The following is a 21,244-nucleotide window of genomic DNA, read 5'->3' as shown; positions in this document are numbered from 1 at the left end:
TGTGCCTGACTCACTGCTGTCAGCCTCGAAAACGCAACGCCTCCCGTAGTAACGCAAACGCTGGCGAGGTCAGGCGCGCTATGATAGGCGGCCCTTGCCCCCGGAGCCCGTCACCGCAATGCCCCTGATCAGCCACTTCAAGACCCCGTGCCCCGAGCACATCAATAGCCAGATCCTGCAGATGGTGGTCGACAACCTGACCGACATCAGCATGGTCGCGATCCCGCCCAGCAACCTGCTGTACAACCTTTATCAATACGCGATCGGCTATGAGGTGCACCTGTATCTGGAGGCGCTGAACGGTGAAAAAGGCATTGCCGTGGAGCTGATCGTCGCCACTGATGAAGACGACCCGCAAAAGGTGATTGGCTTTGTGCTGTACCTGCCGGTGCAGGACGACCCCGAGGCGTGTGGCGTGGCGTACATGGCGGTGCAGGCCGAGTATCGGCGCCAGGGCGTGGCCCGGCGGATGCTGCGGGAAATGGTCGGCCGCTATCCCCATGCCGAACTGACCTGCGCGGTGGCCAAGGTGCCGTATTTCGAGGCGATGGGCTTTGAGGTGCTGGGCGTGCGTGCGACCCAGGTGTTGATGAACACCCGCGACCACGCCACCGATGGCTTGATGGCCTTGCTGGATGTGGCGTCGATCTACAGCTCGCTGGAAGTGCGGCAGATTCATACCTACCTGCTGCAAAAGCACGGCAAGCGGGCCATGACCGACGCGGAAAAACAGCGCGACCGGCATCTGGACCAGTTGACGCGCAAGGCCAATGAATTTGTGCGGGGGCGCTTGGGTGACGATGCGGTGCCGGCCGCCGGCCCTCGGTTGCGCCTGGTCTGACCGCATTCTGTTTAACACCACAAATCCCCTGCAGGAGGAATGTGTGGTTTTCAGAGGTAAAAAAAGAGCCTCAAAGCTCTTGATGGGGAGGAAGTGGAGCCGTGAGGCTCAAGATGCGCGTAAAACAAGCGGTGAGCTTGGTAGTGGTTCAGTTCACTCACCACCTACGCAGCGGCTTGAGCAAGCAAGCGGCTGCGTAAGTTCATCCTAGAAAGACCGAGTGTTTCACTCAAGTACCGCTAGTCGCATCCCCCGGCCAGCCGGCGCGACGCAACGCCTTGAGCAACGTTTCGGCATCCAGCCCCGGTACCGCATGCCCGTTGCCTTCGGCGGTGTCGGCGGCGAGCAAGGCATTGATGATGGCTTCTTCCACGGCTTCGGTGGCCGCCAGGAACAGCTCGCTGATGTGATCGTTGTTGACCATGCTCAGGTTGTCGGTGGTCGGTGCTTTCTTGCTCTCATAGGCGGCCGGCGGCACGTGTTCATTGCCGGTGGCGAAGGCGATGAAGATGTCGCCGCTGTGGTCTTCATTGCCGCCGCCGGTGCGGGCCAGGCCGAGGCTGGCGCGCTGGGCCAGGCGGGTGCACTGGTGCGGCAGCAACGGCGCATCGGTGGCCAGGCAGACCACGATCGAGCCCATCCCCGGGTGGGGCAACGAGGCCTTGAGGAACGGCGAATCGACCTGTTCCATGTAGCGCCCGACCGGATACCCATCAACGCGCAGTTCATTGCGAATGCCATGGTTGGCCTGGACAATCGCGCCGACCGTCCAGCCACCCTGGGCGCTGTTCAAGCGTCGCGACGCGGTGCCGATGCCGCCCTTGAATTCGTGGCAGATCATGCCGCTGCCACCGCCGACATTACCTTCGGTCACCGGCCCGCCCGCCGCCGAACGCACGGCCTGGGCCACGTGTTCCGGCTTCACGTGAAAGCCGTTGATGTCGTTGAGCAGGCCGTCGAAGGTTTCCAGTACCACCGGCATGTTCCAGTAGAGGCGCCCGTCATCCGGTTGCTGCTCGCGGTCGAGCACGATCAGCGCATCGCGCACCACGCCCAGGCTGTGGGTGTTGGTGAAGGCGATGGGACTGGTCAGCAAGCCGGCCTCGCGAATCCACTCCAGCCCCGTGGCATCGCCGTTGCCGTTGAGCACATGCACACCGGCAAAGCACGGTTGCTGACTGGTGGAGCCGGCACGCGGTTCGATGACGGTGACGCCCGTGAGGATGTCGCGGCCGGTGGCGGTGCGTCCTCGTACATTGCTGTGGCCGACGCGCACGCCGGGGACGTCGGTGATGGCATTGAGCGGGCCGGATTGCAGTTGGCCGATAGGAATGTTCAAGTTGCGGGCGCGTGGTTTCATGGGTTTTCTCATTTTCAATTTTTGGCAGAAAAATGCGGTCAACACCTGTAGGAGCAGCCTTCGGTAGCTCCTACAGGGGGGGGTTATTGGCCGTTTTTGACCTTGCTCCAGATCCGCGTGCGCACTCGTTCGGTGGCCGGCGGCAGGGGCTGGAGGGTGAACAGGGTGGCCATGGCTTCGGCTGGCGGATAGACGGCCGGGTTGCTACGGGTGGCTTCGGCCACCAACGTGGTCGCGCTACGGTTGCCGTTGGGGTAGTTGAGGTGGTCGCTGACCGGGGCGATGACTTCAGGACGCATCAGGTAGTCGATGAAGGCCATCCCTTGTTCCGGGTGCGGGGCGTCCTTGAGCAGTACCAGCGTGTCGAACCACACAGGCGCGCCTTCCTTGGGCAGGCTGTAGGCGATCTTCACGCCGTTGCCGGCCTGCTCGGCGGTGGACTTGGCTTCGAGCATCGCACCGGACCAGCCGACCGCCACGCAGATGTTGCCGTTGGACAGGTCGCTGATGAACTTCGACGAGTTGAAGTAGGCGATGTGCGGGCGCAATTTCAGCAGCAGCGCTTCGGCCTTCTTGTAGTCCTCGGGGTTGGTGCTGTTGGGCGGCAGGCCAAGGTAGTGCAGGGCCACCGGCAGCATCTCCGACGGCGAGTCGAGCATGGCCACGCCGCATTCGCCGAGTTTGGCCAGGTTCTCTTCCTTGAACACCAGGTCCCAGGAATCCACCGGCGCCTTGTCGCCCAGCGCCGCGCGTACTTTGTCGATGTTGTAGCCGATGCCGTTGGTGCCCCACAGGTAAGGCACGGCGTACTGGTTGCCTGGATCGTTGTTGGCCAGTTTCGCCAGCAGATCGGTGTCCATGTTCTTGAAGTCCGGCATCTGCGCACGGGGCAGGGGGGCGAGGGCGCCGGCCTTGATCAGCGTGGGCAAACTGAAGTTGCTGGCCACCACCACGTCGTAGCCGCTGCGGCTGGTGAGCAACTTGCCCTCGAGCACTTCGGCACTGTCGAAGGTGTCGTAGACCGGTGCAATCCCGGTGTCACGCTTGAAGTCCTGCAGGGTGGTGGGGCCGATGTAGTCGTACCAGTTGTACACGTGCACGGTCGGAGCTTCGACAGCAAAGGCCGACAGCGACACCGTCAGGCAGGCGCCAAACCCCAGATTGAAATACAAGCGGTGACGACTCATGATGCGGCACTCCTGGCCTGTTGCGGCCGGTGGTAATCAGGAGTTTGCAGCGTATCGACCGGGGTGGCCTTCACCCATTCCCATCATGGGTTACTCGAAAGGGGTAGTGCGTGGACGCGTTGTTGAAAGAGTTGCCGGTGCACCAGGGGCTGGCGCGGGTTTTCACGGCGGTGGGGCGGGACAGCTTCTGGCGTGCGCTGGTCGATACCTTGCGCTTGCTGGTGCCGCTGGACAACGCGCTGGTAGCGCTGATGCGCCCGGGTCACGTGCCGCGCCTGCTGATTGACTTCGATGCCCAGGGCAGCCCCGACGAGCATGAAGAACTGGCGGACTACAGCGCTGGCATGTACCTGCTCGATCCGTTCTATCAAGCCGCCTGCGCCGGCATCGCCGACGGCTTGCACAGCCTCGAATCGGTGGCCCCCGACCAGTTCCAGCACAGCGAGTACTACCTGAGTTACTTCAGCACCGTGGTCGGTGGGGACGAGTTGCAGTTCATGGTCAACGTCGACGGCGCTGTGCTCGGCCTGTCCCTCGGGCGTTCGACGCGCTTCATCCTCGAGGAGCAGGGCCGCCTAATTTGCGTGCGTGACTGGGTGCTGGCGGCGATGCGCCGACACCTGGATTTGCTGCCGCCGCAAGGGCCGGTCGCCGAACCACCGGCCGGTGATCTGGCGACCTTGCTCGATCGCTTCGACGCACGCCTGACAGTGCGCGAGATCGAAACCGCGCGCCTGATTCTCCAGGGCTTTTCCAGCAAGGCCATCGCCCAGCAAATGGGCATCTCCCCGGAGACGGTGAAAGTGCACCGGCGCAACCTCTATCACAAGCTCAACGTGAACGGGCACGGCGAGTTGTTTGCGCTGGTGTTGCGGCCGCGTTGAACACCTGTGAGTGCTCGCGAAGGACACGACTCGGTATTACTGCCGAAACACCAACGCCTTCAAACCACACTCCACATCCGCATCCGGAAACTCCGGCGGATTCTCCAGACGCTGCTCGAACCGCAGGCTTGGCGCCTCACGGGTAACACCGTCGATCAGGAAGTCGGCACCAAACGCCGGGTCGTTCATGCAGGCCAACACCGTACCTTCAGGGCTGAGCAATTCAGGCAACCGGCGCAGCACGCGCTGGTAATCCTTGGTCAGCAGGAAACTGCCTTTCTGGAACGACGGTGGGTCGATGATCACCAAGTCGTACGGCCCCTTGCCAATCACCTTGCCCCAGGATTTGAACAGGTCGTGACCGAGGAAGCTGACCTTGCTCATGTCGTGGCCGTTGAGCCGGTGGTTGTCGCGGCCACGGTTCAAGGCGGGGCTCGACATGTCGAGGTTGACCACGTGGCTCGCGCCGCCTTCGATGGCCGCCACCGAGAAACCGCAGGTGTAGGCGAACAGGTTCAGCACCCGTTTGCCCTCGGCATTGGCGCGGACCCAATCGCGGCCGTAGCGCATGTCGAGGAACAGCCCGGTGTTCTGTTTGCGGCCCAGGTCGACCCGGTACTTCAGCCTGCCCTCAGTGATCGTCAGTTCGTCGATCTCTTCCCCGAGCAGCCACTCGGTGGTGCTTTGCAGCAGGTAGCGATGTTGCAACAGCAGCGTGTGGGCACCGGATTTTGCCCACTGTTCAGACTGGGTGATCGTCATCAGCACCTGCTTCAAGTCTTCCAGTTGCGCCGCTTCCGGCTCCTTGAACAGCGCCACCAGCACCACGCCCTGCAACCAGTCCACAGTCACTTGCTCCAGCCCCGGCCAGCAGCGGCCACGGCCGTGGAACAGGCGGCGGGTTTCGGCGGGGACGGCCGCGAGGGCGGTCAGCAGGTGCTGGTTGAGGGTGGCGAGGGCTTCAGCGTTCATTGGTCTGGGTCGGCGAATTTCGGGGGCGGCATTTAACCATAATTGCGCAACCGGCGGAGCACACAAAACCCTGTAGGAGCGAGCTTGCTCGCGATGGTGTGTCAGTCGACACAGCGGCGCCTGATACACCTTCGCGAGCAAGCTCGCTCCTACAAGTATCCGGTGGCAGTTATCACGTTTAATTTAACTTTACGTGAGGATTTGGCGATCTTCCGGCTCCCATAATCGGCTCCAACGAACAACAACCGGGAGCCGGACATGTCGCAGAGCACTGCTTCACCCAAGTCCAGTCATCCACGCTGGCTACGCCTGACCCATTGGCTCAACGCCCTGGCGGTGCTGGTGATGGTGACCAGCGGCTGGCGCATCTACAACGCCTCGCCGATCTATGAATTCAGTTTTCCCAAGTCGATCACCCTCGGCGGCTGGCTCGGTGGCGCGCTGCAATGGCATTTCGCGGCGATGTGGTTCCTGGCGATCAACGGTTTGATCTACCTGGCCTTCAACCTGTTCAGCGGGCGCCTGAAGCGGCGTTTCTTCCCGGTTTCACCCAAAGGTGTGCTGCATGACCTGTGGGCCGCCTTGCGCGGAAAACTCGGGCATGCTGACCTCAGTCATTACAACCAGGTGCAACGGGTCGCTTACCTGTTCGTGATGGTCGACATCACGCTGCTGGTGCTCTCCGGGCTGGTGTTGTGGAAGTCGGTGCAGTTCCCGCTGTTGCGTGAATTGCTGTTCGGTTATGAAGGCGCGCGCCGTGTGCACTTTTTCGCCATGGCGCTGTTAGTGGCCTTCGTGGCAGTGCATCTGCTGATGGTCGCGCTGGTTCCGAAAACGCTGTTGGCCATGATCGTCGGCCGCAAGGAGCAGGTATGAAAAAGCGCATTCAGGTCCCCGGGCTGGACGAGGCTTCGATCCTCACCGACGCCCGCAAGATCCTCGCCCCGCAGATCGAAGATCGCTCGCGCCGTTCGTTCCTGCTGCGTGGCCTGACCCTCGGCGGCGTGGCCATGCTGTCCGGCTGCAACATCACCGACAACGAAAGCGTCGAAACCGCGCTGTCGTCCATGTCGCGCTTCAATGACCGGGTGCAAGGCTGGCTGTTCAACCCCAACGCCATGGCGCCGACCTATCCAGAGTCGATGATCACCCGGCCGTTTCCCTTCAATGCCTTTTACGGCATCGACGAGGCGCCGACGGTGGAGGAGGAGGGCTATCGCCTGGAAGTCACCGGCCTGGTCGCCGACAAACGCAGCTGGCGCCTCGAAGAGCTGCGCGCCATGGCCCAGACCGAGCAGATCACCCGGCACATTTGCGTCGAAGGCTGGAGCGCCATCGGGCGTTGGGGCGGCGTGCGCTTCAGTGACTTCCTCAAGCGCATCGGCGCCGACACCGATGCCAAATACGTCGGCTTCAAATGCGCCGACGACTACTACACCAGCATCGACATGGCCACCGCGCTGCATGCGCAGACTCAGTTGACGCTGACTTACGACGGCGCCGTGCTGCCCCGCGAGTACGGCTTCCCGATGAAGCTGCGCATGCCCACCAAGCTGGGCTACAAGAACCCCAAACACATCCAGGCGATTTTCGTCACTAACACCTATCCGGGTGGCTACTGGGAAGACCAGGGTTACAACTGGTTCGGTGGCAGCTGACGGGGGCCGGCCATTTCACACGTCCACAACCCACGTTCCAAGGAGCTTCATCATGAAAAAGTTGACCACCGTTGTTCTGTCCATGTGCCTGGCCGTTGGCGCTGCCTCTGTGTTCGCAGCTGACACGATGAGCAACGACAGCATGAGCAAGGACTCGATGTCCAAGGACGCCATGTCCAAGGATGCGATGAAAAAAGACGCGATGAAGAAGACCGATTCGATGTCCAAGGACGCAATGTCCAAAGACAGCATGTCCAAGGATGCCATGTCCAAGGACGCGATGAAAAAAGACGCGATGTCCAAGGATGCGATGAAAAAAAGCGAAATGTCGCAGTAATTCCAAACAACCGAAATCCCCCTGTGGGAGCGAGCTTGCTCCGGGCGGCGTTCCGACGAAAGCGGTGTGTCAGTCAACGGTGTTGTTGAAGCTGACGGCCTCTTCGCGGGCAAGCCCGCTCCTACACAGGTTTTGCAAACGGCACAGATCTCCGTAGGCGCTGGCTTGCCAGCGAAAGCGCCCTCAAGGTCACTACAAAACCCGGATCGGTCACCTGGCTGTATCAAAAATGAATTTCCACCGATTCCGCTGCTCATACCTTTTAGGTAGCGGATCAAAACCCGCGAAATCATTGAGGCAATCAGGGAGCGGCACGGTCATGAGTCGAGTACCGACGGCGGGTGGAGATCTTCCTGGCGGGTTGATTCTGGTGGTTGAGGACGACCCGCTGATCCTGGAGTTTCTCTGTGAGATTCTTCAGGAGGAAGGTTTTGTCGTCGAGCCGCAAACCAGTGCAGACGCGGCAGTGATGTATCTGGAGCAACATGCGCCGCAGGTGGGCCTGCTGCTGACGGACATCACCATGCCCGGCACGCTCAATGGCGCGGACCTGGCTAACCAGTTCGGCGATCGCTGGCCGGACAAGCCGATCATGATCATGTCCGGTTTCGAAACCCCGGCCAGCTCCGGGGTGCGACATGCCGTTTCGTTCATCAAGAAACCCTGGGCCATCGGTTCGTTGCTCGATTGTGTCGACGGCGCTTTCAAGTCAAAGAGACTCAACTGACTCACTCGCAGGTGTTACATTCCCGGGCAAATCCGTCCGGTAACTGCGAGGTTCTTTTCCTTGTCTGATCACACTGTTTTCAATTCGACTTACCGTGCCTTTCTGTTCGACATGGATGGCACCGTGCTGACGTCCATTGCCGCCGCCGAGCGGGTCTGGACAACCTGGGCGGTGCGCCATGGCGTCGATGTCGACACCTTCCTGCCCACCATTCACGGCGCCCGCGCCGTTGACACCATCAGGCGCCTGGGCTTGCCCGGGGTGGATGCCGAGGCCGAAGCCGCGTGGATTACCGAAGCGGAAATCGACGATGTCGACGGGGTATTCGAAGTGGCTGGCGCGGCGAAGTTCTTGCGGTCGCTGCCTGCCAGCCAATGGGCCATCGTCACTTCCGCGCCACGGGAATTGGCGTTGCGGCGAATGGCGGCGGCGGGGATTCCCGAACCCGCCGTCATGATCACTGCCGAGGATGTGACTGCCGGAAAACCGGACCCCGCGGGTTACCGCCTCGCGGCCCGGCGCCTGGGTGTCGAGCCTGCACAATGTCTGATTTTCGAAGACGCTACGGTGGGCATTCTGGCGGCCGAGGCGGCGGGGGCGGATTTGATGATCGTGACGGCGACTCATGAACAGCCGATCAAGACGTTGCATGCGACGTTGGCGGGTTATGACTTGGTTCGGATTCAGGTGGATGCCGGTGGCTTGATTAGCGGGCTTGCCCGCGAAGGCGTCGGCACATCCAGTATCGATGTGACTGAAGAATCGCTTTCGCGGGCAAGCCCGCTCCTACAGGGGGGATGTATGTCAGTAGAGTCCGGGGATCAGCCGCCAGGAGCGGGCGCAATAGGCCTCGTATTCGCTGCCGAACTGTGCCCGGAGCAAGGCTTCTTCCGAGTGAATGCGCGCGATCAGCGGGATCAGCGTCAGCGCCACCAATATCAGCCCGACACCAGAACGAAAGGCCAATGCCCAACCCATGCCGATGACCATCATCCCCAGGTAACTGGGGTTGCGCAGGTTGCGGTAAATCCCGTCGGTGACCAGCCGATGCCCCGGCTGAATGGCCACCAGCCCGCTGAAGCGCTTGCCCAGCACAAACACCGGCCATAACCGCAGCGCGCCGCCGCCGACGAACAAGAGTGTGCCGAGCCAGCGCACGCCTTCACCGCCAAAAGTCCAGAAATCGATGCGGTCGGTATAAGCCGGCAGAAAGCCGCTCAGTAAGCCGATCACACCGAAGGCCGGAATGACCCAGCGGTTGGCCCGGTCTTCGCGTTCCCCCGAGCTCAGGTTGACCTCGGTGAACAGAGAAGCGACAGCCATGATCAGAGTGGCCAGGGCAACGACGACCAGTGAACCGTGGCTGAAATAGGCTGCGAAACCACCCAGTCCCCAGATCGCCAGGGCGAGGTAGGCGAGGGTGCTGACGACGGCGAAAAATGCCAGTTTGGCCGAGATTTTCATGGTACCTCCGCGAACAGGCTTACGTAGGAGCTGCCGTAGGCTGCGATCTTTTGATCGTTCTTTGGCCTTCGAGTTTCCATGGGTAAAAGATCGCAACCGGCGCCGGACCGCTGAGACGGTCGCCCCGAGACCGGGTGAACTAAGCTTGGGAGAGAGGACCGTTCACCACCGGCTGGCCGAAGTGCTCCGCGAGCCGGTGGCGTGTAACAGGAGCCCATATGCTTCACATCCGAACGCCTTTGATCCTGCACCCTGGCCTGTCGACCCCGTCCCGCCGTATCTGGCTGAAACTGGAAAACCTGCAACCTGGCGGCTCGTTCAAAATACGCGGCATTGGCTTGCTGTGCAGCCGGGCGGCACAGCAGGGCAAGCGCAAGGTGGTCTGTCCCTCCGGCGGTAACGCGGGACTGGCCACGGCCATGGCCGCTGCATGCCTGGGGCTCAAGGCATGCATCGTGGTGCCGCACACCACCCCGCAAAGCACCCGGGAGCGGATCAGCAAGACCGGCGCCGAGGTGATCGTGCACGGCAAGGTCTGGGACGAAGCCAATCAACGGGCACGGGAACTCGCCCAGGACCCACGCAGTGAATTCGTGCCGGCCTTCGACCACCCGGTGTTGTGGGAAGGGCACAGCACTATGGTCGATGAAATCCTTGACGACTGCCCGCCAGTGGATGTGCTGGTGGCATCGGTGGGCGGCGGTGGCTTGCTGGCGGGCCTGCTCACTGGTCTGATTCGTCATCGGCACACCGATTGCCGCATCGTTGCCTGCGAAACCGAAGGCGCGGCATCGTTCGCCGCGGCGGTGGCGGCCGGGTACCCGGTCAAATTGCCGAAAATCGACACTGTCGCCACCTCCCTGGGCGCCGCGCAAGTGGCCGCCTGGCCGGTCAAACACATCGGCGATTTTCCCCATGAATGCGTGGTGCTCAGTGATGATGAGGCGATCATGGGCGTAGTGCGTTACGCCAATGATTTGCGTCAGCTGGTCGAGCCGGCGTGCGGGGTTTCATTGGCGATTGCCTACCTCGATCACCCGGCGATTGCCGACGCCCATGACGTGGTGATCGTGGTGTGCGGCGGGGTGAGTATCAACGCACAACTCGTGGCCGGGTGGGCAAGCTTGTCCACTGGCACGCACGCGAGGTAGGGCTGGAAACGCTATCCCGGCGTCACAAGCCCCACCGCTGGCGATGACGATCTTCAGTGATCGGCGGCAACGCCTTCCTGGACGAGAATGGCGCGGGCCAGGTCTTCGTCGCTTGCGTTGTTGAGGGCGGGATTGTCCTGACGGATCTTTTTCAACACCGCCTCCAGATAGGCACCACGAATCGCACCGCCACTGGCGACGAAGCTGGAAGCGTCATCCCGGGCGGGAATCATGAGTTTGTGGTCTTTGAACGTTGAGTACAGCGAAGCGGAAACCCCGGCGGAAGTGGCGACGTCACCCGCATCCACTTTGGCCAGAGCCGAGCCGAAGGGTAAACAAAGTACCAGGGAAGAAATGATAAACATCCGGCGCATGACGGTGTCCTCCGACAGCATGAAGCATAAGGGAATTACCACATAGTTTAGGATGCGTGGCGGTCGCCGAGAGTTCCCTGGCAATAGCGAGGAACGGGCTGAGAGGGAGGCAAGGTCGTTGAACGTCGATATTCAAAGCGTGGTGATCGGGGCAGGCGTGGTCGGGCTGGCGGTGGCCAGGGCCCTGGCCATGAATGGGCGGGAAGTGCTGGTGGTGGAGGCCGGCGGGGGGATCGGCACGGGCATCAGTTCGCGTAATTCAGAAGTGATTCACGCCGGCATCTATTATCCGGACGGCAGCCTCAAGGCGCGGTTGTGCGTGGAGGGCAAGCAGCGTCTCTACGCCTATTGCGATGAGCGCGGTGTCGATTACCGGCGCGTGGGCAAGCTGATCGTGGCCACCGATGAACAGCAGCGCGCGGCTTTGCAGCGTCTGTTGCAGCAGGGGCGTCTCAATGGTGTCGATGACCTGCAATGGCTGGATGGGGCACAGGCCCGGGCGCTTGAGCCGGCGTTGTCCTGTGTCGCGGCGCTGTGGTCGCCGTCTACTGGCATCGTCGACTCCCACGCCCTGATGCTGGCGCTTCAGGGCGATGCCGAGCGGTTCGCAGCGATGCTGGCCTTGCGCACACCGCTGCTGTCGGCCCGTTGTATGGAGCAGGGCTTCGAGCTGCGCATGGGCGGCATTCAACCCATGACCCTGTACTGCCGCGAATTGATCAATTGCGCGGGGCTGTCCGCTCCCGGGGTGGCGCGCGCTATTGTCGGTCTGCCTGGGCAATTCATTCCCCGGGCGCATTTGTGCAAGGGCAGTTATTTCAGTTTCAGCGGCCGGGCGCCGTTTCGCCACCTGGTGTATCCGGCCCCGGAGAACGCGGGACTGGGTGTGCACATGACGCTCGACCTGGGTGGGCAGGCGCGCTTCGGGCCGGATATCGAATGGGTCGAGCACATCGATTACCGCGTCGAACTCCGCCGGGCCGAAGGGTTCTATCAGGCGATCCGCCGTTATTGGCCGGGTTTGCCGGACAACAGCCTGCAACCGGCCTATAGCGGCATTCGCCCGAAAATCAGCGGGCCGACTGAACCGGCTGCCGACTTTCTCATCAGCGGTCGGGCCGAGCATGGGGTGGAGGGGCTGGTCAATCTGTTCGGCATCGAATCACCGGGGCTGACCAGTTGCCTGGCGCTCGCCGAACACGTAGTAAAACGCCTGGACGACCGATGATCAGGGCTGGCACTGCCTTGCGGGCATTGGGTCTATGCTAGGGAGTGCGCTTACTGCCATCGGAGAACTCTGATGATCACCGTACGCACTGCCTGTCTGCTGGCCGATTACAAACGCTGGGCCAATCAGCGCCTCTTTGACAGCCTCGCAGCGCTCCCTCCGGGCGAAGTCAAAAAAGAACGGGTGTCGGTGTTCAAAAACATGATCGGCACCCTCAATCACGTGTACGTGGTGGATTGCATCTGGCAGGCGCACCTCGAAGGCCGGGGGCATGGCTTCAAGACTTCACACGACCTGCTGCATGCCGATCTGTCCGAACTGCGCCTGGCGCAAAAAGACATCGATCGCTGGTACTGCGACTGGAGCGCCCGGCAAACCGATGCCTCCCTGGACAAGCCCCTGGAATTCACCTTTGTCTCGGGCGAAAGCGGCACCATGAGCGCCGGCGCGATGCTGATGCACGTGGTCAACCACGCCAGCTATCACCGTGGCTGGGTGGTGCAGATGTACTTCGAGATTCCGGCCATGCCACCGGTGACCGACATGCCGGTGTATTTGCGCGAGTCCGAGCCGATAGTCCTGCAGTCGATCAATGCCCCGATAGTGGCGCCGCCATGTGCTGTGCAATTTTCGAGCGCAACCAGCGTTCTGCCGGATCGTTATCGTTGACCCCGTTCCAGACCATCGACAGTTCGGACAGCTTGATATCAAACGGCGCGTCGTCTGCCCGGAGCTGGCTGCTGCCTTCGATCAAGGCACTGGCCGCGTAATCCGGCACGGTGGCGAGCATGTCAGTACCCGCCAGCAAGGCCCGCAACCCCGCGAACTGTGGCACCGCCAGCACCACCCGGCGCGAACGGCCAATCCGTGCCAGGTCGTTGTCGATGGCACCGCTCAAGTCCCCGGAGAACGACACCAGCGCGTGAGGGCGTTCGCAGAACTCGTCCAGGGTCAACGGGCCGGGGCGGTCATCGCCGCGCAGGATCTTCACACTCAAGTCGCGCAATTTCTTGCGCTTGGCATTGGCCGGCAATTCCGTGGTGTAGCTGATGCCGACAGTAATCTCGCCGCTGGCCAGCATTGGCGACATCAGCAGGAAATTCACCCGGCGCACCACCACCACAACGTTCTGCGCTTCCTCACGAATCTGCTTGAGCAGCGGCGGAAACAACCCGAACTCGGTGTCGTCGGACAGACCGATGCGAAACACCTCGCGACTGGTGGAAGGCTCGAAATCCTTGGCCCGGCTGACCGCTCCGGAAATGGTGTCCATCGCCGGTTGCAACTCCTTGAGAATCTGCAAGGCCCGCGGGGTCGGCTCCAGGGTTCGTCCGTTGCGCACCAGCAACGGGTCGTCGAACAGATCGCGCAACTTTGCCAGCGACGCGCTGACAGCGGGCTGGCCGAGGAACAGTTTTTCCCCGGCCCGGGTCAGGTTCTTTTCGAACATCAGGGTTTCGAAAATCACCAGCAGGTTCATGTCCACGCGGCGCAGGTCGTTGCGGTTCATGCCGGGGTTCTCGGTGGTTTTTTGAGTCTTCTCAGTAAAGCACCAAACGTCCAGGAAAGACGCGCAACCTGTGGGAGTGAGCCTGCTCGCGATAGCGGTGGGGCAGTCACATGGATGTTGGATGTGCTGCCGCCATCGCGAGCAGGTTCGCTTGTATGTCTAGACTTGAAGGGCTGGGGACGGGGGATCTTCCTGTCGTCGACAGCCTGGCCATCTGAACCCTGAAACTTGAGAGAGCTCCTTACATGGCAACGGCATCAGCAACGATCGAAGTCCCGGCCTCGGCCGATCAGATCTGGCAATTGATTGGCGGTTTCAATTCGCTGCCGGACTGGATTCCCTTCATTCCCAAAAGTGAGCTGAGTGAAGGCGGGCGGGTACGCCGGCTGGAAACCAGCGATGGCACGGTAGTGGTCGAGCGTTTACAAGTATTCGACAACGCGGCGAAAACCTACAGTTACTCGTTTGTGCACTCGCCATTTCCGGTCACTGATTATTTGGCGACCATCAAGGTTGAAGCGCTTGGCGAGCGTGCGCGGGTGACCTGGTCGGGCCGGTTTGAACCGGTTGGCGTGAGTGATGGGGAAGTGGAGGCGTTGTTTGCGGGTGTGTATCAGGGGGGGATTGAGGCGTTGCGGGCGCGTTATCCGGGCTGAAGCATTTGTCATGTGAATGGTAACTGTGGCGAGGGGGCTTGTCGGATCGCCACAGGTTTTGTGTCAGGCCTGGGTAATCAAGCCCTCCTGGCAGTCCAGCACCAGCCGCGCGCCACCCAGTTCGCTGCTGCCCACTTCCAGGGTAAACCCGTGCAGGCTGACAATCGCCGCGACGATGGACAGCCCCAGCCCGAAGCCGCTTTTCTGATTGCCCGCCTCGGCACGGTAGAAACGCTGGAACACCGCTTCACGTTCCGCCTCGGGAATGCCCGGGCCGGAATCGAGCACTTCGATTCGCGTGTGCCCGCCATCATTGATCCCCCGCAAGATCACCGCGCCACCGGGCGGGGTGAATTTGATCGAGTTGCTGAGCAGGTTCGCCACCGCTTCGAACAGCAGTGCCCGGTCGCCATGGAGGGGTGGCAATGACGCGGGCAGGTGCAGCTGGAATATCAGGCCGTCGTCTTCCGCCAGGGGCAGATAGAACTCATGCAGCTCTTGCAACAACGCCACCGGGTCCACTTGCACGAAACCGGAGCGGCGCTGGCGGTCTTCCAGTTCGGAAATTCGCAGCAATCCACGGAAACGAGCCATCAGTGTGTCGGCCTCGGCCAGCACCAGGTCCAGTTGCATGGCCTGCGGCGAGCCTTCGCCGGCTTGCTGCTGCATGCGGTAAAGCTGCGCGCGCAGACGGGTCAGGGGCGTGCGCAGGTCATGGGCGATGTTGTCGCACACGCCCTTGACCTCGTTCATCAGGCGTTCGATGCGTTCGAGCATGGCGTTGACGATGGCGGCGAGCATGTCCAGTTCGTCTCGCCGATTGGACAGTGGCAAGCGCCGGCTCAGGTCGCCAGCGACGATGGCTTCGGCACTGGCCTGAATCCCGCGAATGCGTCGCAACGGCCGGCGCCGCAGTAAATACCAGCCGACGATGCCCGGCACGATGGTCAGGGTCACACCCCAAAACAGGGCGTGAAGGATAATCCGGGTGACGGCGAACAGCGAGCCGTTGTCGCGAACCAGAATCAGCCACCAACCATCGCGGGTCTGGGTCGCCACGGCGTCGCAGCTGTCGTTGGGCAGGGTCGGGTCGTCGGACTCGGCGCAGTCGCTGAGCGTGTGGATCTTGCCATCGAGCGGCAAGCCATCCGGAATGTAGCGCAGGGCGCCGCTGAGGTAACGCTGCCGGGCATCGAACAGGCCGTAGGCGTCGATGCCACGGATATCGAAGGTCATGCTGACGGCGAGGGCGTCCACCAGTTGCTCGCCCGAGAAGCGCGAAAAAAGGTGCTGGCGTTGCATCAGCGAATGCTTGGCCAGGTTGTCCAGGTAAGCGGAAACCTCGTAGTACATGACCCCCATTAGAATCCCGCTCCAGATCACGAACAGCGAACTGTAGAGCGCCAGCAAACGGCTGCTGGAAGAGCGCCAGCCTTTAGACGGGTTCGGCAATGACATAACCCGAGCCTCGCACGGTCCGAATCAGTGGGACATTGCCAGGCGGGTCGATCTTCTTGCGCAGACGGCCGATGTGGACGTCGATCAGGTTGGTGCCGGGGTCGAAGTGGTAACCCCAGACCTCTTCGAAAATCATCATCCGCGAGAGTATTTGCCCGGTATTGCGCATCAGGAATTCCAGCAGTTTGTACTCGGTGGGCAACAGCGTCAGCAGTTGGCCGTCGCGGCTGGCTTCGTGGCTGATCAGGTTCAGTTCCAGATCCGCCACCCGCAGGGTAGTGGCCTGGGCGGTGACGGTGTTCTGCCGGCGCAGCAGGACTTCGACCCGGGCGGCCATTTCATCGGTGGCGAAGGGTTTGGTCAGGTAGTCGTCGCCGCCGGCACGCAAGCCGCGCACACGTTCATCGACGTCGGACAGTGCGCTGATCATCAGGATCGGCGTGACCACGCCCATGGTCCGCAGCGTGGTGACAATCGCCAGGCCATCGAGCTCGGGCAACATGCGATCGAGGGTGATCAGGTCATAGTTGCCGCTGACCGCACGTTCGAGCCCTTCGCGACCATTGTCGACCCAGTCGACGTCGAGGCCGTGGCTCCTCAGTTCGGCGACAATTTCCCGGGCGGTCACGGCGTCGTCTTCGATGGTCAAGATGCGGGTCATAGGGCTGGCCTGATTAAATGTTCACAACGTTGTGCGGCATTTTGCCAAGAAATGGTCGCAGGCTTTCTAAATAAAAGTTCATGGACGCGACACTGGTGACTGCCCTGGTTTCGTCGGAACGCCGCCCGGAGCCGGGAAATGAATCGGTCAGTCAATCGGCGTACTGATAAACACCTCAAACCCTTCGGCATACGCCGTGAATGCAGCAACCCGCGGAAACTGCGCCGCACTCACCTGATCCGGCACCACCAGGTTGGTGAAGCTCCAGGCTATGGCGAGGGTAATGCCGTCCTGCTCAATCGAACCGTCAGTCTTCAGCGGCTGCTTTTCCAGCTCCCGCTCCAGCGCCGAATAGGCCGCCGTCAGCTGTCCTTCGACGCGCTGCACCCAGGGTTCGAATTGAATTTCCACCGGCCGCAAGTTGCGCTCGTAGTAAAGCTGCACGGACTTTTCGCTGGCGGCCAGCGCCAGGCCAATCAGGCGCAACGCGCGCAGGCGCTGACTCGGTTCGACGGGCATCAGGCTGTTATCGGTCAGGGTTTCCAGGTAGTCGATGATCAGCGTCGAATCCATCAACACTTCACCGTCATCCAGCACCAGCGTGGGCGCCTTGACCACCGGGTTGATCTGCTGGAATTGTTCGAAGTGGCGGAACACCGAGACCGATTGATGTTCCAGGGTGATCCCCAGGCATTTGGCAGAAATGGCGGCGCGCCTGACATAGGGTGAATCCAGCATACCGATCAGCTTCATGGTCCTTTCCTTTATATGGCCATTTCGGGAGGGACAACCTTAGCTGAGGTTCGCAGCCCTGCAAATGACTGTGAATAATGCCCGGTGCAAGCCGTTTGTCTTCTATATACCTACGCTCGATTGAATTTCTTGCTATAAACGCACTCCGATTACCGCCTCAAAGCCTGCCGTAGAGCATTTTCAGGGCTTTGTCGGACAAATTCGCTGTCTTTTCAGTTGCTGAGGCCTCAAGTCGGCCGTAGACTGCCGCCCCTCGTAAATTGAGTGCCGGGTGGCGCTTGGAACAAACGGCGCCTTTCCGATGGCCTGCCCAGGTCTGCCGGAACGCTCCCTTATTCGCCTTAATGCACGTTTTTTTATAGAGATATCAATGACAAAGGACAAGTTGCTGGCCATGCCGGCGGATGACTACATGAATGCCGAGCAACATGCTTTTTTCTCCGAGCTGTTGCAGAACATGAAAGTCGAAACCCATGAGCGCATCGAACAGAACCGCATCGCCATCGAAAGCCTGGACACCCCGGCCGATCCGGCAGACGCGGCTTCGGTCGAAGAAGAGCGCACCTGGCTGGTGAACGCTATCGATCGCGACCAGCGCATGCTGCCTCAGTTGGAACAAGCCCTTGAGCGCATCAAGGAAGACAGCTTTGGCTGGTGCGACGACAGCGGCGAGCCGATTGGCCTCAAGCGCCTGCTGATCAGCCCGACCACCAAGTACTGCATCGAAGCTCAAGAGCGTCACGAGCAAATCGACAAGCACCAGCGTCAGGCCTGATTCTGCAAGGCAGCCCCTTTGATCCGGGCTGCCCTGAAAAGATCGCAGCCTGCGGCAGCCCCAGCGCAATTGACGCAAGGCGCTGTTGCAGGCTGCGATCTTTGTTTTCTGCCGTCTTCGATTTCCCGGTTTTTCTATTGATTTGCTGCAACGCTCACGACTAAAGGCTCATGGATAATGGCTTTATGATGGCGTTTAATGCGAAGACAACAATTAGAAGCTTTCCGGGGTAACGATGATGACGAGAGACGGGTCTCTGGTTGCGGCAGTGCCTGCACCAGTGCTATTGCCGAAAAACCGCTGGCTGACACCGACACTGCAAAGCATCGCCCTGATGCTGTTGTTATGTGGCATGACGCAGGGTTACTGGTCGCTCTACCTTGGCCTGCCCCTGGCCATATTGATTATCTGGCTGCCTCGCCTGCGTTCGCGCGCGACCCCGCAGGCGGCTTCCCCCGACAACCCCGATGCCATCGGCGAGTTGACTCGCGATCTTTCCTACACCACCAGCCATAACGCGCTGTCAGCCGCCGGTGTGGCGTTCTCGGTTCGGCAACTGGCGGACAAACTGCAATCGCAGCTCACGGCGGCGGCACAGATCGTCAGCAACGCCGAGGTCATGATCACCACCGAACAGGCCGCCTCGACGCTCAGTCGCCAGGCGCTCAGTGCCGCCAGCAAGGCTCATCAAAGCGCAGCGGTCGGGCGTACGGAACTGATCGAGTCCATTGCGCGCATGCATCAGCTCAGCCAGCGCGCCAGCAACAGCCGTGAACTGATCGAAGCCTTGAGCCTGCGCAGCAATGATATCCAGCGCGTGACTCTGGTGATTCAGTCCATCGCCAGCCAGACCAATCTGTTGGCGTTGAACGCCGCTATTGAAGCGGCGCGGGCAGGGGAGCACGGTCGCGGGTTTGCAGTGGTGGCCGACGAAGTGCGTGGGCTCGCCGCACGCACGGCAACCGCCACGGGCGAAGTGGGCGAAATGGTGGCCGATATCCAGCAACGCACGGCGCAGGTGGTGGAGCAGATCCGCCAACTGTCCAGCGACCTCGACACCGGCGTCGAGCAGGTCGAACGGACGGGACAGCACCTGGAGAACATTGCCCGTCTGGCGGCCAGTGTCGAGTCCCAGGTCGGGGAAATCGCCCAAGGGGCAGACACCAACCGTGAACAACTCGATAGCCTGTTTCACGCCATCGAACAGATGCGCAGCGACCTGGCTGTCAGCGACCAGCAGACTCAACGTCTGGCCCATGCGGCGGTGCAAATGGAAGGGCAAGCCGAAACCATCAGCGAGCGTCTTGCCGAGGTGGGGCTGGATGACTATCACCAGCGGATCTATGACCTGGCCCGGGAAGGCGCGAGCCAGATTGCAGCGCGTTTCGAGGCGGACATCGATGCCGGTCGAATCAGTCTCGACGATCTGTTCGACCGCAATTACCAGACCCTCCCCAATACCAGCCCGGCCAAGTACCAGACGCGTTTCGACCGCTACACCGATCAGGTTTTGCCAACGATCCAGGAACCGTTGTTACCGCGTCACGAAGGATTGGTGTTCGCCATCGCCTGCACCCAGCAGGGTTATGTGCCGACCCATAACAAGGCGTTCAGCCAGCCACTGACGGGCGATGCACAGATCGATGCCTTGCAGAACCGGACCAAGCGCAAGTTCGCTGACCGCACAGGGATCCGCTGCGGCAGCCATCAGAAGGCCGTGCTGCTGCAAACCTATACGCGCGACACTGGAGAGTTGATGCACGATCTCTCGGTGCCGATCATGCTCAAGGGCCGGCACTGGGGCGGTTTGCGCCTGGGCTACAAACCGCAAAAGCCGCGCTAGAAAGCCCGGGCTGCCGGATGATTGTTACGAATCCTGCAATGAACCTGTGCAGGGAGTTGCTGTTTCCTCGTCGAAAAACTAAATAACATACCTACTAATTAGGTTGCTAATTAATTTCGAGAGGTCAGCATGCAAGGCAAAGTTGATGTCGCGGTCATGATCGGCAGCGGTGTGCCCGCCAATTTGCGATCCATGGGGCGCAGGGTCTGTTGGGTGGTGTTGTTCAATGGCGAGCGCCGGGGCACGGCGTTCTCCAGTCGCGATGAAGCGGAGGAGTGCAAGGCTGCCTGGTTGGCGCAATTGAACGCCGAAGAACCTGGCAGCCTGCATTGAGGTGGTCAGTGCGTCTGGTGCATACGCAGGTTCAGGTCGTCGACCACCCGCGCCCAATCTACGTCTTCGCGCACCGCCAACCCGACAATCAGGCTTTCAGCGCGCCCGCATCGACCGCCGCCTTCAGTTCCCTGGCCGATTCCTGGGCCGCAATGGCGGCGACATCCGGGGTTTTGAACCAGCGATCCTTTTCGACCTGGTAATACGTCACGGTCTTGAGCGGTGGTTTGGCGCGCATGACAATCACGGCCTGGAATTCACCCTCGACTTCTCTGGCTTCACCCCGGATAAAAAACTCGCCGATATCAAATTCCGTCACGTTGCCGACTTCCCCTGGAAATACGTTGTTGTTGTCAACGCGACCCGATTTTCTGCGGATCCGTTTTATTTGGCGGGCAGTATGGCAGTAGTTGCCCGTCGACGGCTCAGATAAGTCGGCGGGCAGACGAAACGTCGATGGCGATGAGTGCGACGGGCATGTCAACAATGTGATTCCAGAAACCGGGCGAGGGCACAGGCTTCGTTATGATCGGCTCGGAAACCTCTTACGCAGCCTGTCGAAATATCCTTGATATGAAAGAAGGCAATGCCCGCCATCACCACCTGAAATCGCGGGCGGGCCGGGACATCGTGATGCGGTTCGTGGTGGCGGAACCGTATCGGATGCGCGGTTGGCGCTGTTTCCGAGTCAGGCACCAACGGATAAGCAAAGTGAGTCAGCGTGCACATATGAAGTCCTTTTCATGGTTTTATCGACGTATGCACGTCGTTTTGGCTAGTCTCCAAGAGCATCGCTGCTCTAGAATCACCCTCACTGGCGGGTGATCGATGTTTATCTAAAGCAATTTTTTGCGGACGATATGTAGGAAAAGATTTTTTCTTGATGAGATTTTTCCCCGAAGTTGATAGTCCATAATTTTCTGGCAGCAGGAAGGGCGTTTTCCTTCAGCCTGTGACGAACGCCAGTCAGGACGACGCGAGTGACGTTCCAGTAGTCTTCTCAAGCTTCGTGATGAATGAGTGCACTGCTCATTCAGGACTTCAATCCGGGTTCTTTGGCGACACCTTCGGC

At 60.8% G+C, this 21,244-nt stretch carries 24 protein-coding genes and 1 pseudogene; 14 read left to right on the top strand and 11 right to left on the bottom strand.

Annotated elements, in window-relative coordinates; all coding sequences use genetic code 11:
• Nucleotides 1-118 precede the first annotated feature (118 nt).
• Nucleotides 119-841 (top strand): GNAT family N-acetyltransferase, encoded by a 723-nt coding sequence (locus tag AC1DWG_RS17935; protein WP_477788108.1) that lies wholly within the window; start codon nt 119-121, stop codon nt 839-841.
• Nucleotides 842-1,070: 229 nt separating this feature from the next.
• Here AC1DWG_RS17935 and AC1DWG_RS17930 read toward each other — a convergent pair whose 3' ends face one another.
• A complete protein-coding gene (locus AC1DWG_RS17930; RefSeq protein WP_477788107.1) occupies nt 1,071-2,201 on the bottom strand; it encodes a DmpA family aminopeptidase in 1,131 nt (376 codons plus the stop codon).
• An 83-nt stretch (nt 2,202-2,284) separates the two neighbouring features.
• Nucleotides 2,285-3,388, bottom strand: coding sequence for an extracellular solute-binding protein (locus AC1DWG_RS17925; RefSeq protein ID WP_477788106.1), 1,104 nt, complete (start codon nt 3,386-3,388; stop codon nt 2,285-2,287).
• A gap of 110 nt (nt 3,389-3,498) precedes the next feature.
• Between AC1DWG_RS17925 and AC1DWG_RS17920 the strand changes: the two genes are divergently transcribed.
• Nucleotides 3,499-4,272 (top strand): helix-turn-helix transcriptional regulator, encoded by a 774-nt coding sequence (locus AC1DWG_RS17920; protein WP_477764935.1) that lies wholly within the window; start codon nt 3,499-3,501, stop codon nt 4,270-4,272.
• 36 nt (nt 4,273-4,308) lie between these two features.
• Here AC1DWG_RS17920 and AC1DWG_RS17915 read toward each other — a convergent pair whose 3' ends face one another.
• Nucleotides 4,309-5,244, bottom strand: a complete 936-nt coding sequence (locus AC1DWG_RS17915; RefSeq protein WP_477764934.1) for a class I SAM-dependent methyltransferase — start codon at nt 5,242-5,244, stop codon at nt 4,309-4,311.
• A 258-nt stretch (nt 5,245-5,502) separates the two neighbouring features.
• On the opposite strand from AC1DWG_RS17915, the gene AC1DWG_RS17910 reads away from it, so the two are divergent.
• The 5 genes and pseudogenes from AC1DWG_RS17910 to AC1DWG_RS17890 all read left to right on the top strand — a co-directional run.
• The gene (locus AC1DWG_RS17910; protein WP_477753147.1) at nt 5,503-6,120 is read left to right on the top strand and encodes a cytochrome b/b6 domain-containing protein; all 618 of its coding nucleotides are present in this window, start codon (nt 5,503-5,505) and stop codon (nt 6,118-6,120) included.
• A complete protein-coding gene (locus AC1DWG_RS17905; RefSeq protein ID WP_477764933.1) occupies nt 6,117-6,902 on the top strand; it encodes a molybdopterin-dependent oxidoreductase in 786 nt (261 codons plus the stop codon). Before AC1DWG_RS17910 ends, AC1DWG_RS17905 begins: the two co-directional genes overlap by 4 nt.
• Before the next feature lie 52 nt (nt 6,903-6,954).
• Nucleotides 6,955-7,239, top strand: coding sequence for a pentapeptide MXKDX repeat protein (locus tag AC1DWG_RS17900; protein WP_477788105.1), 285 nt, complete (start codon nt 6,955-6,957; stop codon nt 7,237-7,239).
• A gap of 319 nt (nt 7,240-7,558) precedes the next feature.
• Complete coding sequence (locus tag AC1DWG_RS17895; RefSeq protein ID WP_477764931.1) at nt 7,559-7,966, top strand: response regulator; 408 nt, start codon at nt 7,559-7,561, stop codon at nt 7,964-7,966.
• 60 nt (nt 7,967-8,026) lie between these two features.
• A pseudogene (locus AC1DWG_RS17890) lies at nt 8,027-8,674 on the top strand (HAD-IA family hydrolase); the annotation flags it as partial.
• 96 nt (nt 8,675-8,770) lie between these two features.
• Here AC1DWG_RS17890 and AC1DWG_RS17885 read toward each other — a convergent pair.
• Nucleotides 8,771-9,430 carry a methyltransferase family protein gene (locus tag AC1DWG_RS17885; protein WP_477788104.1) on the bottom strand — a complete coding sequence of 220 codons (660 nt, stop codon included), beginning with the start codon at nt 9,428-9,430 and terminating at the stop codon, nt 8,771-8,773.
• Between the two features lie 218 nt (nt 9,431-9,648).
• Here AC1DWG_RS17885 and AC1DWG_RS17880 point away from each other — a divergent pair, with 218 nt between their 5' ends.
• The gene (locus tag AC1DWG_RS17880; RefSeq protein ID WP_477764928.1) at nt 9,649-10,581 is read left to right on the top strand and encodes a pyridoxal-phosphate dependent enzyme; all 933 of its coding nucleotides are present in this window, start codon (nt 9,649-9,651) and stop codon (nt 10,579-10,581) included.
• 53 nt (nt 10,582-10,634) lie between these two features.
• Here AC1DWG_RS17880 and AC1DWG_RS17875 read toward each other — a convergent pair whose 3' ends face one another.
• A complete protein-coding gene (locus AC1DWG_RS17875; RefSeq protein WP_477753140.1) occupies nt 10,635-10,955 on the bottom strand; it encodes a DUF2388 domain-containing protein in 321 nt (106 codons plus the stop codon).
• Nucleotides 10,956-11,073: 118 nt separating this feature from the next.
• Here AC1DWG_RS17875 and AC1DWG_RS17870 point away from each other — a divergent pair, with 118 nt between their 5' ends.
• Both AC1DWG_RS17870 and AC1DWG_RS17865 read left to right on the top strand, forming a co-directional pair.
• Nucleotides 11,074-12,183, top strand: coding sequence for an NAD(P)/FAD-dependent oxidoreductase (locus AC1DWG_RS17870; RefSeq protein ID WP_477788103.1), 1,110 nt, complete (start codon nt 11,074-11,076; stop codon nt 12,181-12,183).
• A 72-nt stretch (nt 12,184-12,255) separates the two neighbouring features.
• Nucleotides 12,256-12,852, top strand: a complete 597-nt coding sequence (locus tag AC1DWG_RS17865; protein WP_477753138.1) for a DinB family protein — start codon at nt 12,256-12,258, stop codon at nt 12,850-12,852.
• Here AC1DWG_RS17865 and AC1DWG_RS17860 read toward each other — a convergent pair.
• The gene (locus tag AC1DWG_RS17860) at nt 12,773-13,693 is read right to left on the bottom strand and encodes a LysR substrate-binding domain-containing protein (RefSeq protein WP_477764926.1); all 921 of its coding nucleotides are present in this window, start codon (nt 13,691-13,693) and stop codon (nt 12,773-12,775) included. The two genes, AC1DWG_RS17865 and AC1DWG_RS17860, sit on opposite strands and share 80 nt — an antisense overlap.
• A gap of 245 nt (nt 13,694-13,938) precedes the next feature.
• On the opposite strand from AC1DWG_RS17860, the gene AC1DWG_RS17855 reads away from it, so the two are divergent.
• Complete coding sequence (locus AC1DWG_RS17855; RefSeq protein WP_477764925.1) at nt 13,939-14,349, top strand: SRPBCC family protein; 411 nt, start codon at nt 13,939-13,941, stop codon at nt 14,347-14,349.
• A gap of 63 nt (nt 14,350-14,412) precedes the next feature.
• On the opposite strand, the gene AC1DWG_RS17850 is transcribed toward AC1DWG_RS17855, so the two are convergent.
• The 3 genes from AC1DWG_RS17850 to AC1DWG_RS17840 form a co-directional block, all read right to left on the bottom strand.
• A complete protein-coding gene (locus tag AC1DWG_RS17850) occupies nt 14,413-15,807 on the bottom strand; it encodes a sensor histidine kinase (protein ID WP_477764924.1) in 1,395 nt (464 codons plus the stop codon).
• A complete protein-coding gene (locus AC1DWG_RS17845) occupies nt 15,785-16,468 on the bottom strand; it encodes a response regulator transcription factor (protein ID WP_477764923.1) in 684 nt (227 codons plus the stop codon). Before AC1DWG_RS17845 ends, AC1DWG_RS17850 begins: the two co-directional genes overlap by 23 nt.
• Nucleotides 16,469-16,615: 147 nt before the next feature.
• On the bottom strand, nt 16,616-17,221 hold the full coding sequence (locus AC1DWG_RS17840) for a glutathione S-transferase (RefSeq protein ID WP_477764922.1): 606 nt from the start codon (nt 17,219-17,221) through the stop codon (nt 16,616-16,618).
• 370 nt (nt 17,222-17,591) lie between these two features.
• Here AC1DWG_RS17840 and AC1DWG_RS17835 point away from each other — a divergent pair, with 370 nt between their 5' ends.
• The 3 genes from AC1DWG_RS17835 to AC1DWG_RS17825 all read left to right on the top strand — a co-directional run bounded on the left by AC1DWG_RS17835 (nt 17,592) and on the right by AC1DWG_RS17825 (nt 20,172).
• Nucleotides 17,592-17,996, top strand: a complete 405-nt coding sequence (locus AC1DWG_RS17835; protein WP_007935965.1) for a TraR/DksA family transcriptional regulator — start codon at nt 17,592-17,594, stop codon at nt 17,994-17,996.
• A gap of 235 nt (nt 17,997-18,231) precedes the next feature.
• Nucleotides 18,232-19,839 (top strand): methyl-accepting chemotaxis protein, encoded by a 1,608-nt coding sequence (locus AC1DWG_RS17830; protein WP_477764921.1) that lies wholly within the window; start codon nt 18,232-18,234, stop codon nt 19,837-19,839.
• Nucleotides 19,840-19,968: 129 nt separating this feature from the next.
• Nucleotides 19,969-20,172, top strand: a complete 204-nt coding sequence (locus AC1DWG_RS17825; RefSeq protein ID WP_477753132.1) for a hypothetical protein — start codon at nt 19,969-19,971, stop codon at nt 20,170-20,172.
• A gap of 88 nt (nt 20,173-20,260) precedes the next feature.
• On the opposite strand, the gene AC1DWG_RS17820 is transcribed toward AC1DWG_RS17825, so the two are convergent.
• Together AC1DWG_RS17820 and AC1DWG_RS17815 are read right to left on the bottom strand one after the other, a co-directional pair.
• Nucleotides 20,261-20,491: a hypothetical protein gene (locus AC1DWG_RS17820; protein WP_477753131.1), complete on the bottom strand. Its 231-nt coding sequence runs from the start codon at nt 20,489-20,491 to the stop codon at nt 20,261-20,263.
• A gap of 161 nt (nt 20,492-20,652) precedes the next feature.
• Complete coding sequence (locus AC1DWG_RS17815) at nt 20,653-20,901, bottom strand: hypothetical protein (RefSeq protein ID WP_477753130.1); 249 nt, start codon at nt 20,899-20,901, stop codon at nt 20,653-20,655.
• Nucleotides 20,902-21,244 lie beyond the last annotated feature (343 nt).

The organism is Pseudomonas sp. P4_B3 (assembly GCF_056402295.1).
The sequence above is the reverse complement of the archived record's forward strand: the minus strand, read 5'-3'. Positions and strand labels throughout refer to the sequence as shown.

Excerpts from the sequence above, each read along its gene's own strand:
- AC1DWG_RS17935 (WP_477788108.1), top strand. The coding sequence starts at position 119 with ATGCCCCTGATCAGCCACTTCAAGACCCCGTGCCCCGAGCACATCAAT.
- AC1DWG_RS17930 (WP_477788107.1), bottom strand. The coding sequence starts at position 2,201 with ATGAAACCACGCGCCCGCAACTTGAACATTCCTATCGGCCAACTGCAA.
- AC1DWG_RS17925 (WP_477788106.1), bottom strand. The coding sequence starts at position 3,388 with ATGAGTCGTCACCGCTTGTATTTCAATCTGGGGTTTGGCGCCTGCCTG.
- AC1DWG_RS17915 (WP_477764934.1), bottom strand. The coding sequence starts at position 5,244 with ATGAACGCTGAAGCCCTCGCCACCCTCAACCAGCACCTGCTGACCGCC.
- AC1DWG_RS17910 (WP_477753147.1), top strand. The coding sequence starts at position 5,503 with ATGTCGCAGAGCACTGCTTCACCCAAGTCCAGTCATCCACGCTGGCTA.
- AC1DWG_RS17905 (WP_477764933.1), top strand. The coding sequence starts at position 6,117 with ATGAAAAAGCGCATTCAGGTCCCCGGGCTGGACGAGGCTTCGATCCTC.
- AC1DWG_RS17900 (WP_477788105.1), top strand. The coding sequence starts at position 6,955 with ATGAAAAAGTTGACCACCGTTGTTCTGTCCATGTGCCTGGCCGTTGGC.
- AC1DWG_RS17895 (WP_477764931.1), top strand. The coding sequence starts at position 7,559 with ATGAGTCGAGTACCGACGGCGGGTGGAGATCTTCCTGGCGGGTTGATT.
- AC1DWG_RS17885 (WP_477788104.1), bottom strand. The coding sequence starts at position 9,430 with ATGAAAATCTCGGCCAAACTGGCATTTTTCGCCGTCGTCAGCACCCTC.
- AC1DWG_RS17880 (WP_477764928.1), top strand. The coding sequence starts at position 9,649 with ATGCTTCACATCCGAACGCCTTTGATCCTGCACCCTGGCCTGTCGACC.
- AC1DWG_RS17875 (WP_477753140.1), bottom strand. The coding sequence starts at position 10,955 with ATGCGCCGGATGTTTATCATTTCTTCCCTGGTACTTTGTTTACCCTTC.
- AC1DWG_RS17865 (WP_477753138.1), top strand. The coding sequence starts at position 12,256 with ATGATCACCGTACGCACTGCCTGTCTGCTGGCCGATTACAAACGCTGG.
- AC1DWG_RS17860 (WP_477764926.1), bottom strand. The coding sequence starts at position 13,693 with ATGAACCGCAACGACCTGCGCCGCGTGGACATGAACCTGCTGGTGATT.
- AC1DWG_RS17855 (WP_477764925.1), top strand. The coding sequence starts at position 13,939 with ATGGCAACGGCATCAGCAACGATCGAAGTCCCGGCCTCGGCCGATCAG.
- AC1DWG_RS17850 (WP_477764924.1), bottom strand. The coding sequence starts at position 15,807 with ATGTCATTGCCGAACCCGTCTAAAGGCTGGCGCTCTTCCAGCAGCCGT.
- AC1DWG_RS17845 (WP_477764923.1), bottom strand. The coding sequence starts at position 16,468 with ATGACCCGCATCTTGACCATCGAAGACGACGCCGTGACCGCCCGGGAA.
- AC1DWG_RS17840 (WP_477764922.1), bottom strand. The coding sequence starts at position 17,221 with ATGAAGCTGATCGGTATGCTGGATTCACCCTATGTCAGGCGCGCCGCC.
- AC1DWG_RS17835 (WP_007935965.1), top strand. The coding sequence starts at position 17,592 with ATGACAAAGGACAAGTTGCTGGCCATGCCGGCGGATGACTACATGAAT.
- AC1DWG_RS17830 (WP_477764921.1), top strand. The coding sequence starts at position 18,232 with ATGATGACGAGAGACGGGTCTCTGGTTGCGGCAGTGCCTGCACCAGTG.
- AC1DWG_RS17825 (WP_477753132.1), top strand. The coding sequence starts at position 19,969 with ATGCAAGGCAAAGTTGATGTCGCGGTCATGATCGGCAGCGGTGTGCCC.
- AC1DWG_RS17815 (WP_477753130.1), bottom strand. The coding sequence starts at position 20,901 with ATGTGCACGCTGACTCACTTTGCTTATCCGTTGGTGCCTGACTCGGAA.